The organism is Novosphingobium sp. MBES04, from assembly GCF_000813185.1.
GTDB lineage: Bacteria > Pseudomonadota > Alphaproteobacteria > Sphingomonadales > Sphingomonadaceae > Novosphingobium > Novosphingobium decolorationis.
On the sequence record NZ_DF850489.1, the window covers coordinates 1,286,854 to 1,299,404 of the forward strand.

Sequence of the window (12,551 nt, forward strand, 5' to 3'; positions counted from 1 at the left end):
GTACGCACGATTGCTCCGACGTCGATGTGGATCTCGGCTCCCGGTTGGCCATCCGGCCCATCGGACCACCCACTCCTTGTGCGACGGTGATCCGGACTGATGGAAAATACAGACCAGAGGATGCGAAACCGAAACAAGGCGATCCGCCTGATCGGCATCGCGAACGAGCTCCTGGCCATGGCGCGCCAGCTCGAACTTGACGACGACGCGCCCAACGGCGCCTCACCGTTCGATGTCCTGCCCGATCTTGCCGCGGCAGATGGGCATACCCGACGCCTGCGGGCCGCGACATCCGCCAACGACACGGGCCGCAAGGACCATCCCATCTGGGTGGAACTCGCCCGGCAGACGTACGAGGACCGGCGGCGGCGCTCCAAGATCTTCCAGTCGGACGACCTGTTTGGCGAGCCGGCCTGGGATATCCTGCTGGACCTGTTCATTGCCGCCAAGGAACGGCGCAGCGTTTCGGTAACGAGCGCATGCATCGGCTCTGCCGTGCCCTCCACCACCGCACTGCGCTGGATCACGATCCTGGAAAAGCAGGGACTTCTCCTGCGAGAAGCCGACCCCGGCGATGCCCGCCGCGTCTACGTGAAGTTGAGCGCGCGCGGCTACGGAGCCATGCTCGAGTACTTCACTGCCGCTTCGCGCTCTGTGGTCCTGCTCGAAGAAGGCGGCACGACCGCGGCCCTCAAAATGCAATAAAAAAGCCCCGATACCAATGCGGTACCGGGGTTTCTTCAACTCACGGCGAGGAGTCTCGCGCCGCTATGCGGCGCAAGGCTGCCGCGTCGCCCTATCAGCCAAGCGAAACCTTGAAGGCTTCGGCACCGGCATAGTGCGCCGCGCCGCCAAGCTCTTCCTCGATGCGGATGAGCTGGTTGTACTTGGCAAGCCGGTCCGAACGCGCGAGCGAGCCGGTCTTGATCTGGCCGCAGTTGGTCGCAACGGCGAGATCGGCGATGGTCGCGTCCTCGGTTTCGCCCGAACGGTGTGACATGACCGCGGTGTAGCCCGCCCGGTTCGCGATCGAGACGGCTTCGAGGGTCTCGGTCAGCGTGCCGATCTGGTTGACCTTCACGAGAAGCGAGTTGGCGAGCCCCTGCTCGATGCCCATGGTCAGGCGCTTGGGGTTGGTCACGAAGAGGTCGTCACCCACCAGCTGCACCTTGCCGCCGATCTTGTCGGTGAGCGCCTTCCAGCCCTCGAAGTCGTCCTCGGCCATGCCGTCCTCGACCGAGATGATCGGGTAGGCCGCGCACAGGTCGGCAAGGTAGTCGGCAAAAGCCGCCGGAGCGAGCGAGAGGCCCTCGCCGCTGATCTCGTACTTGCCGTCGCGGAAGAACTCGGTCGAAGCGCAGTCAAGGGCAAGCTGGATGTCGGTGCCGGGCTTGAAGCCGGCCTTCTCGATGGAGGCCATCACGAAGTCGAGCGCATCGCGCGTGCTGGCAAGGTTGGGCGCGAAGCCGCCTTCGTCACCGACCGCGGTGGCCAGGCCCTTCTCCGACAGACCCTTCTTGAGCGTGTGGAAGATCTCGGCACCCCAGCGCACGGCTTCCGTGATCGAACCGGCGCCCACCGGCATGATCATGAATTCCTGGAAATCGATCGGGTTGTCGGCGTGCTCGCCGCCGTTGATGATGTTCATCATCGGCACTGGCAGGACGTGCGCCGAGACACCGCCAATGTACGAATAGAGCGGCAGACCACGGGCATTTGCGGCCGCCTTGGCAAGCGCCAGGCTGGTGCCCAGGATCGCGTTGGCGCCCAGGCGGCTCTTGTTCTCGGTCCCGTCGAGATCGATCATCGCCAGGTCCAGGTCGCGCTGGTCTTCGGCATCGAGGCCGATCAGGCACTCGGCAATATCGTCGTTGACCGCGTCCACGGCCTTGAGCACGCCCTTGCCTAGGTACCGGTCCTTGTCCCCGTCACGAAGTTCGACCGCTTCATGCGCCCCCGTCGACGCGCCCGAAGGCACCGCGGCACGGCCAAAACTGCCGTCTTCCAGCAGCACGTCAACCTCCACGGTGGGGTTGCCACGGCTATCCAGAATTTCACGGCCATGAATATCGATGATCGCGGTCATTTTCGAAACCTCCTCTGTCGCCACATTCCAGTGACTCTGGTTGGCGCTCTAAGCAGCGGAACAACCTGTGACAAGTTGCGTTGCAGCATTATTGAGTAGCTTGTGTTACCCTGTGTGCACACCATATCATTCAGACGCCGCACGCGATGCCGGGGCAAAGGCAGGCTGCGGCGATTGGGCAAAGGAAGGAAACCTCGATGGTCGAATCCACCATAGACGACACGACGACCCCTGGCGCCGATGCGGCCAAGAGCCACTTCACCAAGGCGGTCGACGAAGCCAAGGCTGGCGCCCACGCCCTTGCGGACGAGTATCGCGCCAAGTTCTCGCAGAAGAAGGACAGCCTGAACGAGGAAGCGAAGCACTGCTCGGATGAGGCACGCGGAAAGGCCGACGCCTTTGCCGCAGACGCCAAGGCCAAGGCCAGCGAATACGCCGTGGAAGGCAAGGCGCAGACGAGCAAGGCCATCGTGCGCCTCTCCAAGGTCATCGACGACAACGTCGCCTACATCGACGACAAGGCGGGCGTGAAGTACGGCGACTATGCCCGCTCCGCGTCCAAGTCGATGCAGGACGCGGCTGCCCGCCTCGACGAAAAATCGTTTGAGGAACTGGGTGAGGACACGCGTGCCTTCGTGCGCTCCAATCCGACACTTTCGGTCGGCATGGCCGTGGCCGCAGGCTATGTCCTGGGCCGCCTGTTTTCGAAAAGCAGCTGATCCCCCTGACGACCGAGCCTGATTGATGCTTCACCAATCCCCGCCGGGGACCGAGCCGAGCCCGGGAACCGACGACGTCACCCTTGCCGAGGACCTGCGCCTCCTTGCCGATGAGGCCAAGGTCCTCGCCAAGGCCGAACTCGGCTTCCAGAAGGCGCGCGCGTCCTATGCCGGACAGCAGGTCAAGAAGATCGTGGCCCTGCTCGTCATCGGGCTCGTGCTGCTTTTCTTCGCAGCCATGGCGGCCGTGGTCGGTCTCGTCATTGCACTTGGCCAGGTGATCGGCGCCTGGGGCGCAATGGCCGTTGTCACACTTGGACTTGCCGTCCTTGCGGGGCTGTGCGCAATGAATGCCAAGCGCAAGCTCGGCGCCATGAAGCGCGTCATCGCCAACACGACCAGCGAAGAGACTCGGCCATGAAGAGTTCGGCCCAAGAGGTCATGGCACAGCGCGAGATGCGCAACGCGGCCAAGGACGCCTTCGACGCGCGCTACGGCGCGATCCGCGCCGACATGGAGGAGCGCGGCATCGCCGGACGCATCCTTGACGAGACCGTCGAGGCTGCGCGCGGTGCCTTCGATGAGGCCGTGGCCGTTGTCGAGGACAACCCGGCAATCGTCGGCGGAACCCTCGCCGCGCTGGCGCTTTGGATATTCAGAAATCCCCTAATCTCCTGGGTCGAGACGCTGCTGCGGCTTGATCACGACCATGAAGAGGACACCGACAATGGCTGACAGCGAACCCACCACTCCCGCCACTTCGGCAACCAGCGCCAATACGGGCAATATCGTGGCCCTGCACTCCTCGAGCAAGGATGAGCGTCCTTCCGAGAAGGTGATCGGCTTCGTGAAGCGCCACCCGGTCATCACCGTGGCCGGCGGCCTGGCGGTGGGCGCGGCCGTGGCCGCACTCCTGCCGCGCCGAATGACCCGCGGCGCCGCTACGCGTGCCATCAGCATTGCCCAGACAGCGGGCACCACCACCCTCCTGTTCGGCAAGCGCGCTGGCGACGAGATCCGTCTCCTGGGCCACCGCGCAAGCGACGAAACGCACGCGGCCCTCGAAGGACTCGAGGAACGCGCCGAGCACGCGGGCGACTACGCGGCGGGCAAGCTTGAAAAATTGGCCACTGCTGCACTGGGATTTGCATCCTCCATCGCCCGCAAGAGCGGCAAGCGGATCGAACAGGCCGGCGAGGCAACCAGCGAAGGCACGCACAAACTCGCGGATTTCGCCGAAGATCTGCGCAAGAAGGTGGGTCACTGAGGCGTCTTGATAATGATTTGCAGGAGCTGAAATAGCCCGATTTCCGGGAAGATCCGGCCTTGCCCCCAGCCCAGTCGGAAATTATAGGGCCAAGGCGTCTCCCAACAGGAAAAAGTGGCACATCACATGCAGCAGAAACTTCACCTCGTGATGGGCGGCCGGGTCAAGGATCCGACCGGTCTTGAATTCGTCGACCTCAACGACATGGACATCGTGGGCGTGTTCCCGAACATGGCAACCGCGAAGGACGCCTGGAAGTCGGCCGCACAGCGCACCGTCGACGATGCCGAGATGAAGTACGTGATCGTGCACCTGCACCGTCTGCTCGACCCCGAGAACAACGAAGTCTGATACCGACTTCGGCACACACGAAAAGAGCCGGGAAGGACCCCCCTTCCCGGCTCTTTTCGTGTGTGGGTGGCATTCCGGGCGAACAGGTCAGCCCGAAATGCCCGCCAGATCAAATGAAGTCGATCTTCTCGACAAGGTAGAACTTGTCACCCGAAGGGACGGTCACCTCGATCTCTTCGTTCACCTTCTTGCCGATCAGCGCCTTGCCGAGGGGCGAGTTGTAGCTGATGCGCCCCGCCTTCGCGTCGGCCTCGTAGGGGCCCACGATCTGGTACTTCACCGGCTTGTCGTCATCGTCGAGCAGCGTCACGGTTGCGCCGAAGATGATCTTGTCACCCGACAGCGTTGCGGGATCAACGATGTGCGCACGGCTGATCTTGTCCTCAAGATCGCCGATCGTGGCTTCGATCTGCCCCTGGCGTTCCTTCGCCGCGTGATATTCCGCATTTTCCGAAAGGTCGCCGTGCGCGCGCGCTTCCTCGATCGCGTCGACGACACGAGGACGCTCTTCGCGCAGCGCCTTGATCTCTGCCATGAGCCGTTCGTAGCCCTCGGCGAGCATCGGCAGCTTTTCAACACTTGCCATCTAAATCTTCCTCCTGTTGCCGTCCCATGCTCGCCTCGCTGCCTCGTGACAGGCGACTAGTCACCTGCCCGGTCCCCGGCGATGCGCGCCAAGAGGGACCGGTCCGATCTGCAGCGATGTGGGAAGGCAAGATCGATTTCAGCTATAATAATCTTGCAACGAACGGACTTCAAGCTGGCTCCCGCGAATCGTCGCGATTGCCTCGCTTGCCGCAATGCTCGCGGCGGCCGTGGTGAAGATCGAGACCTTCGCGGTCAAGGCCGAGGCCCGGATCGACTGCGAGTCCTTGAGGCTCTGCCACCCCTCGGTCGTGTTGAAGATCAGCGAGACCTCGCCATCCTCGATCTTGTCGACGATGTGCGGACGGCCTTCGGCGACCTTGTTCACGAGTTCGACCGCGATCCCGGCCTTCGCCAGGAACTGCTGCGTGCCCGACGTTGCGATGATGCGGAAGCCTTCGTCGGCCAGCTTCTGGACCGCGGGAAGGATGTAATCCTTGTCGCTGTCCTTGACCGAGACGAACACCGTGCCTTCCACCGGCAGGCGCATGCCTGCACCGAGCTGGGCCTTGGCAAAGGCGCGCGGATAATCGCGGTCGATGCCCATGACCTCGCCGGTCGACTTCATCTCCGGGCTCAGCACCGGGTCGGTGCCCGGGAAGCGCGCGAAGGGGAAGACCGCTTCCTTGACCGCGAAGTAGTCGAGCTCACGCTTGATCGGCGGGAAGGTCGACAGCTTTTCGCCGGCCATGACGCGCGCGGCGATCTTGGCGATGGGCTGGCCGATCGCCTTGGCGACGAAGGGCACGGTGCGCGAGGCGCGCGGGTTGACCTCGATGAGGTAGACCTCGCCGTCCTTGACTGCGAACTGCACGTTCATCAGGCCGCGCACACCCAGGCCGAGCGCAAGCGCGTGTGACTGGCGCTCCATTTCCTCGATGATCTCGGCGGGCAGGCTGTAGGCGGGAATGGTGCAGGCGCTGTCGCCCGAGTGCACGCCCGCTTCCTCGATGTGCTGCATGACACCGGCAACCACGACCTGATCGCCGTCGCACAGCACATCGACGTCGCATTCGACCGCATCGCGCAGATACTGGTCGATGAGGACCGGACTGTCGCCCGAGACCTGCACTGCGGTCGCGATGTAGTCATCGAGCTGCTGCTCGCTGTCGACGATCTCCATGGCGCGGCCGCCCAGCACGTAGCTGGGACGCGTCAGCACCGGATAACCGATGCGGTTGGCGACCGCGACGGCCTCGTCACGGCTGCGCGCCATGCCGTTGGCGGGCTGCTTGAGCTTGAGCTTGTCGACGAGCGCAGCGAAGCGCTCACGGTCTTCGGCAAGGTCGATGGCGTCGGGCGAGGTGCCCAGGATCGGGATACCTGCCTTCTCCAGCGCGGCCGCCAGCTTGAGCGGGGTCTGGCCACCGAACTGGACGATGACGCCGACGAGTTCGCCCTTCGACTGCTCGACGCGCAGGATTTCCAGCACGTCCTCGGCCGTCAGCGGCTCGAAGTAGAGACGGTCAGAGGTGTCGTAGTCGGTCGAGACGGTTTCGGGGTTACAGTTGACCATGATGGTCTCGAACCCGGCCTCTTCCAGCGCGAAGCAGGCGTGGACGCAGCAATAGTCGAACTCGATGCCCTGGCCGATGCGGTTGGGACCACCGCCCAGGATGACGACCTTCTTGCGCTCGGACGGCATGGCCTCGTCCTCGGGCTCGCCGAAGAGCGGCGCTTCGTAGGTCGAGTACATGTAGGGCGTGATGGCCTCGAACTCGGCCGCACAGCTGTCGATGCGCTTGAAGACGGGGCGCACGCCCAGCTTGTTGCGAAGTGCGCGCACTTCCTCTTCGCTGGTGGCACCGGCCATCGCGCGGATCGTATCGTGAAGGAGGCCCGAGCTCTTGGCCTGGGTCTCGCCCAGACCGCCCGCGACATGGACCGAACGCACGGCCAGCGTGGCCAGGCGCTTGTCGGAGAAGCCCATGGCCTTCACCCGGCGCAGGCCCGCGGCATCGATCGGGAGGCCATGCTCCATGATCTTCGCTTCCTCGGCGATGATCTCCTCGATGTGGCGCAGGAACCACAGATCATAGAAGGTGATCGCGTGGATTTCCTCGATCGTGAAGCCCTCGCGCATGGCCTGGGCCACGTTGAGGAGACGGGTCGGGGTGCGCTGCGCGAGCGCCGCAGTGATGGTGTCGCGGCTTGCGCCTTCGAGTTCGACCACGCGGTTGAAGCCATCAAGGCCGGTTTCGAGGCCGCGCAGGGCCTTCTGCATCGATTCCTTGATGTTCCGGCCAATCGCCATGACTTCACCGACCGACTTCATCGCGGTCGAGAGTTCGGGCTTGGAGCCCTTGAACTTCTCGAAGGTGAAGCGCGGGATCTTGGTGACGACATAGTCGATGGTCGGTTCGAACGAGGCGGGCGTGGCGCCCGTGATCTCGTTGGTGACCTCATCGAGCGTGTAGCCGACGGCCAGCTTCGCCGCGACGCGCGCGATGGGGAAGCCGGTGGCCTTCGAGGCCAGCGCCGAGGAGCGCGAGACGCGCGGGTTCATCTCGATGACGATGAGACGGCCGTCCTTGGGGTTCACCGCGAACTGGACGTTCGAACCGCCGGTCTCGACGCCGATCTCGCGCAGCACCTCGAGCGAGGCGGTGCGCATGATCTGGTATTCCTTGTCGGTCAGCGTGAGCGCCGGAGCCACCGTGATGGAGTCGCCGGTGTGGACGCCCATGGGGTCGACGTTCTCGATCGAGCAGATGATGATGCAGTTGTCCTTGCGGTCGCGGACAACCTCCATCTCGTACTCTTTCCAGCCCAGCAGCGATTCCTCGATGAGGACCTCGGTGGTGGGGGATGCGTCGAGACCCGACTTCACGATCGCCTCGAACTCGGCCTTGTTGTAGGCGATGCCGCCGCCGGTACCGCCCAGCGTGAAGGAAGGACGAATAATCGAGGGCAGACCCGTGCGCTCAAGGACGGCGAGAGCCTCGTCCAGCGTGTGGGCCACGCCCGAACGCGCGCTTTCGAGGCCGATCTTGTCCATCGCCTCACGGAAACGCTGGCGGTCCTCGGCCTTGTCGATGGCATCGGCGTCCGCACCGATCATCTTGACGCCCCACTTCTCCAGCGTGCCGTCATTGAACAGCGCGAGCGCACAGTTGAGTGCGGTCTGGCCACCCATCGTGGGAAGCACCGCATCGGGGCGCTCCTTCTCGATGATCTTGGCGACGACTTCGGGGGTGATCGGCTCAACGTAGGTCGCATCGGCCATGTCCGGATCGGTCATGATCGTGGCGGGGTTCGAGTTGACGAGGATGACCCGGTAGCCCTCTTCCTTGAGAGCCTTGATCGCCTGGGTGCCCGAATAGTCGAATTCGCAGGCCTGGCCGATGATGATGGGTCCCGCGCCGATGACGAGGATCGAGGAGATGTCTGTGCGTTTGGGCATGGTTCAATCCTGCCTTGAGATTATGCGGGTCAAAGGGGAGACGAAGCGGTCGGGGCCGGGGTTCCCGGCGCGTCGGCTTCGATGATGCGGGCCTGAGGGAGCGAGCGGCGCACCTCGCGAAGGGTGCAGGCCTGCTCGGCCGCGCTCAGGTCGGGAGAGAGGGTAACCACCGGAGCGCCCTTCCCGCCCGAGAACATCGTCTCGGGCACACCGCAGATTTCCGCGATGGCCTTCCCGTCCGTCGTCACCACCTGGGCCTTGGGCGGCGGTTCGCCGCAGGCCGCCAGCGCGAGGGCGGGAAGGAGAAGGGAAAGGCGCCAGGAGATCATCCCAGCATCCCGACGAACTTCTCGAACAGGTAGAAGCTGTCCTGCGGGCCCGGCGAGGCTTCGGGGTGGTACTGCACGCCGAAGGCCTTCTTGCCCTTGATCGCGATGCCGCAGTTGGAGCCGTCGAAGAGCGAGACGTGGGTTTCCTCGATGCTGTCGGGCAGCGTCGCGTTGTCGACCGCGAAGCCGTGGTTCATCGAGGTGATCTCGACCACGCCGTCCTCGTGGCGCTTCACCGGGTGGTTGGCACCGCGGTGCCCCTGGAACATCTTGGCGGTCTTGGCGCCTGCCGCGATGGCCAGCATCTGGTGGCCAAGGCAGATGCCGAAGATCGGCACGTCGCGGTCCAGCAGGCCCTTGATGACGGGGACGGCGTAGGTGCCGGTTGCGGCCGGATCGCCCGGGCCGTTGGAGAGGAAGACGCCGTCAGGCTTGAGTTCAAGCACCTTTTCAAGGCTCGTCTCGGCGGGAACCACGGTGACGCGCGCGCCAGCCTTCACCAGGTTGCGGAAGATGTTGTCCTTGGCGCCATAGTCGAGCGCGACAACGTGAGGGCGATCATCGCCCTCAGCGGCCGCGTAGCCTGCGCCCAGAGTCCAGGTCGAGTCTTCCCAGCTCTCGTCCGCGGTGCGGGTGACGACCTTGGCCAGGTCCATGCCCTCGAGGCCCGGCCAGGCCTTGGCCTGCGCAATCAGGGCGGGAACATCGAAGTTGCCTTCGGGATCGTGCGCGATGACCGCGTTGGGGGCGCCCGTCTTGCGGATGCGGCGGGTCAGGGCGCGGGTATCGATGCCGGACAGGCCGATCTTGCCCTTGGCCGCGAGCCAGTCGCCGAACTCACCGCCCGAGCGGAAGTTCGAGGCGAGCGTCACGTCCTCGCGCACGACGCAGCCGACCGCGCCGTCGACCTTGGATTCCAGATCCTCGTCGTTCACGCCGACATTGCCGATGTGGGGGAAGGTGAAGGTGACGATCTGACCCGAGTAGGACGGGTCCGTCATCACTTCCTGATAGCCGGTCATGGCCGTGTTGAAGCAGACTTCGCCTTCTGCCACACCCACAGCGCCAAAGCCGCGGCCCCACAGAACCTCGCCTGTGCTGAGTACAAGAGCGCCCGTGGCTCCTTCCGGTTTAGGCGCAGGCGAAGATGCGGCGTCGGCCATAATGGGTCGCTCCGTTGAGGGTGTTTCTGACATGTGTGCTAAGGCGCTCCCGCTAGAGAGGGTTGTACATCACGTCAAGGCGGCTAGATGCAATTTTCGCGCTGCCTTGCTACTTATGCAATCCCAGCACGTCCCACATCCATACACCGACAGGAAAACAATGCTTCGTGATTCGATCAAGGCCGCCCAGATCGCAGCCATGAAGGCCGGCGACAAACCGCGCCTTGCAACCGTCCGGCTGATTCTCGCCAAGCTCAAGGACCGCGACATCGAGCTGCGCACCAGCGAAGCGCCCGCCGATGACGACGCCATGGTGATCGAGGTCCTGCAGAAGATGGTCAAGCAGCGCCGCGAATCGATCAAGCTGTTCGAGGAAGGTGGCCGCCCCGAACGCGCCGCCGAGGAACAGGCCGAGGTCGAAGTGATCGAGACCTTCCTCCCCGCCCAGATGAGCGAAGAGGAAACCAAGGCCAAGATCGAGGCGATCAAGGCCGAAGTCGGCGCGGCCGGCATGAAGGACATGGGCAAGGTCATGGGCCTGCTCAAGGAGCGCCACGCAAGCGAGCTCGACATGGGCAAGGCCAGTGGCTGGGTGAAGGCCGCGCTCTCCTGATCACTCACCCCAACTCGCTCTAAGGCAGGCTTTTCCCGTGCTTACGCCCCAATGGCTCGACCAGCTCCGTTCCCGCACCACGCTCTCGGCGCTGGTGGGCCGTTCGGTGCGCCTCCAGAAGGCGGGGCGTGAGCACAAGGCCTGCTGCCCCTTCCACGACGAGAAGTCGCCCAGCTTCTACGTCAACGACGAGAAGGGGTTCTACCACTGCTTTGGCTGCGGCGCGCATGGCGATGCGATCCGCTGGATGACCGACCACCAGGGCCTCGCCTTCATGGACGCGGTCAAGGAGCTTGCGGGCGAGGCCGGGATGGACATCCCCGAGCCCGACCCGCGCGCCGCCAAGGCCGCGCAGAAGCGCGACACGCTCCACGACGTGACGACGGCCGCGCAGGAGTGGTTCCGCCACAACCTGACCACGCCCGAGGGCGCCGAGGCACGCGCCTATCTCCAGACGCGCGGGTTCGATCCGCGCATCATCGCGCGCTTCGGCTTCGGCTTTGCGCCCGACGAGAGGCAGGCCCTCAAGCAGGCCCTCGTGCGCTTCCCCGAACCGATGCTGATCGAGGCGGGCCTGCGCATCGAGGTCGAGGACCGCGATCCCTACGACCGTTTCCGTGGCCGCCTGATGCTTCCCATCGAGGACGCGCGCGGCCGGGTCATCGCCTTTGGTGGACGTATTCTCTCAAAAGAGAAGACCAAGGCCCCGAAATACCTCAATTCTCCCGACACACCACTGTTCGACAAGGGGCGCACGCTCTACAACCTGCACCGCGCCGCGCCCGCCGCGCGCCAGTCGGGCCGGATCGTGGTGGTCGAGGGCTACATGGACGTGATCGCGCTGGCGGCGGCCGGTATCGACGAGGCTGTTGCCCCGCTCGGCACCGCGCTTACCGAGCACCAGATCGAGATGCTCTGGCGCCATGTCGAGGCGCCGATCCTGTGCTTCGATGGCGATGCGGCCGGACAGCGCGCGGCGCTGCGCGCGATTACCCGCGCCCTCCCCCTGCTGCGCCCGGCGCACACCTTGCGCATCGTGCGCCTGCCCGAAGGGCTCGACCCCGACGATCTTATCAAGGCGCGTGGACCTGCGGCGATGGAAGAGGTCCTTGGCGAGGCGCGAAGCCTGCTCGACGTCTTGTGGGAGGTGGAGAAGGACGCGCAGCCCCTCACCACGCCCGAGGACAAGGCCGGGCTCAAGGCGCGCCTCGTCCAGCATGTCGAGACCATCCAGCACCCCGACATCGCCAGCCTCTACAAGCGCGAATTGCTCGACCGATACGGCGAGTTCGCCTTCCCGCGCCGCGAGAATCGCTGGCAGGGCGGACAGGGCAGCGGCGAATCGCGCCGGTCCTTCACGCCGCGAGGCCCCGGCCAGGGACGCTGGAACGGGCGTCCGGCAACGCCCCCCTCGCTCCCCGAATCAATCGAGAAGCTGAAGAAGGCGCTTTCGGGCGGATCGCGCGACGGGCTCGCGGCCGCGGTCATCGCCGGACTGATGCGTTGGCCCGAACTCGTACCCCGGCACGCCGAGGCCCTGGCGCGCACGCCGGGCCTCGATTCGCGCTTCGATGCCTTGCTCGAATGTTGCGATGCCATGGCACCGCTTGAAAAAGACGCGCTATCCACCATATTGTCGGAAAATGGACTGGAAGTTCCCAGAACCGCTGAATATTCGGGGTTTCGCTTCGGCTTTCTGGCCCCGGGCGCGAATGCAGAGCATGCGGCAGCGGAACTCGCTCAGGCCATCGATCTCTTGGTGGAACGTCCAGTCCTGGAGGCGGCACTGGCACAGGCGACAGCCCGGTTCGAAAGCGAGGTTTCGGACGAAACTTTTGCCGAGCAGCAACGTCTCCTCAAGAGAAAGCTGGAATTTGATAAACGCCTCAGGCAAATGGCGACAAGACATGCGTCTTCGTCCTGATTGTATAATTATACGCTCACAGGGTGTCGGGCAGCACGGGATAACGGCGGA

At 64.4% G+C, this 12,551-nt stretch carries 13 protein-coding genes; 8 read left to right on the top strand and 5 right to left on the bottom strand.

Translation table 11 applies throughout. The features are described 5' to 3' along the window. Positions 1-99 precede the first annotated feature (99 nt). Positions 100-705 (top strand): MarR family transcriptional regulator, encoded by a 606-nt coding sequence (locus tag MBENS4_RS19495; protein ID WP_039393852.1) that lies wholly within the window; start codon positions 100-102, stop codon positions 703-705. Positions 706-799: 94 nt separating this feature from the next. Here MBENS4_RS19495 and eno read toward each other — a convergent pair whose 3' ends face one another. Further along, entirely contained in the window at positions 800-2,086 is a 1,287-nt protein-coding gene (gene eno, locus MBENS4_RS19500) for a phosphopyruvate hydratase (RefSeq protein WP_039393853.1), read from the bottom strand. A gap of 197 nt (positions 2,087-2,283) precedes the next feature. Between eno and MBENS4_RS19505 the strand changes: the two genes are divergently transcribed. From MBENS4_RS19505 to MBENS4_RS19525, 5 genes are all read left to right on the top strand, one after another. After that, a complete protein-coding gene (locus MBENS4_RS19505) occupies positions 2,284-2,805 on the top strand; it encodes a hypothetical protein (RefSeq protein ID WP_039393855.1) in 522 nt (173 codons plus the stop codon). 25 nt (positions 2,806-2,830) lie between these two features. Next, on the top strand, positions 2,831-3,226 hold the full coding sequence (locus MBENS4_RS19510; protein WP_039393857.1) for a phage holin family protein: 396 nt from the start codon (positions 2,831-2,833) through the stop codon (positions 3,224-3,226). Next, positions 3,223-3,540, top strand: a complete 318-nt coding sequence (locus tag MBENS4_RS19515) for a hypothetical protein (protein WP_039393859.1) — start codon at positions 3,223-3,225, stop codon at positions 3,538-3,540. The genes MBENS4_RS19510 and MBENS4_RS19515 overlap by 4 nt, the downstream gene beginning before the upstream one ends. Continuing rightward, entirely contained in the window at positions 3,533-4,072 is a 540-nt protein-coding gene (locus MBENS4_RS19520; RefSeq protein ID WP_039393861.1) for a hypothetical protein, read from the top strand. The genes MBENS4_RS19515 and MBENS4_RS19520 overlap by 8 nt, the downstream gene beginning before the upstream one ends. Positions 4,073-4,198: 126 nt before the next feature. After that, positions 4,199-4,423: a DUF4170 domain-containing protein gene (locus MBENS4_RS19525; RefSeq protein ID WP_039393863.1), complete on the top strand. Its 225-nt coding sequence runs from the start codon at positions 4,199-4,201 to the stop codon at positions 4,421-4,423. Between the two features lie 109 nt (positions 4,424-4,532). On the opposite strand, the gene greA is transcribed toward MBENS4_RS19525, so the two are convergent. The 4 genes from greA to carA all read right to left on the bottom strand — a co-directional run bounded on the left by greA (position 4,533) and on the right by carA (position 9,963). Continuing rightward, positions 4,533-5,009 carry a transcription elongation factor GreA gene (gene greA, locus MBENS4_RS19530; protein ID WP_039393865.1) on the bottom strand — a complete coding sequence of 159 codons (477 nt, stop codon included), beginning with the start codon at positions 5,007-5,009 and terminating at the stop codon, positions 4,533-4,535. A gap of 138 nt (positions 5,010-5,147) precedes the next feature. Further along, positions 5,148-8,471, bottom strand: a complete 3,324-nt coding sequence (gene carB / locus MBENS4_RS19535; protein WP_039393867.1) for a carbamoyl-phosphate synthase large subunit — start codon at positions 8,469-8,471, stop codon at positions 5,148-5,150. A gap of 29 nt (positions 8,472-8,500) precedes the next feature. Beyond that, on the bottom strand, positions 8,501-8,800 hold the full coding sequence (locus MBENS4_RS19540) for a hypothetical protein (RefSeq protein WP_039393869.1): 300 nt from the start codon (positions 8,798-8,800) through the stop codon (positions 8,501-8,503). Beyond that, positions 8,797-9,963 carry a glutamine-hydrolyzing carbamoyl-phosphate synthase small subunit gene (gene carA, locus MBENS4_RS19545; protein ID WP_039393871.1) on the bottom strand — a complete coding sequence of 389 codons (1,167 nt, stop codon included), beginning with the start codon at positions 9,961-9,963 and terminating at the stop codon, positions 8,797-8,799. The genes MBENS4_RS19540 and carA overlap by 4 nt, the downstream gene beginning before the upstream one ends. Positions 9,964-10,123: 160 nt before the next feature. Here carA and MBENS4_RS19550 point away from each other — a divergent pair, with 160 nt between their 5' ends. Together MBENS4_RS19550 and dnaG are read left to right on the top strand one after the other, a co-directional pair. Further along, the gene (locus tag MBENS4_RS19550; RefSeq protein ID WP_039393872.1) at positions 10,124-10,576 is read left to right on the top strand and encodes a GatB/YqeY domain-containing protein; all 453 of its coding nucleotides are present in this window, start codon (positions 10,124-10,126) and stop codon (positions 10,574-10,576) included. 37 nt (positions 10,577-10,613) lie between these two features. Further along, entirely contained in the window at positions 10,614-12,500 is a 1,887-nt protein-coding gene (gene dnaG, locus MBENS4_RS19555) for a DNA primase (protein ID WP_039393874.1), read from the top strand. The last annotated feature ends 51 nt before the right edge of the window (positions 12,501-12,551 follow it).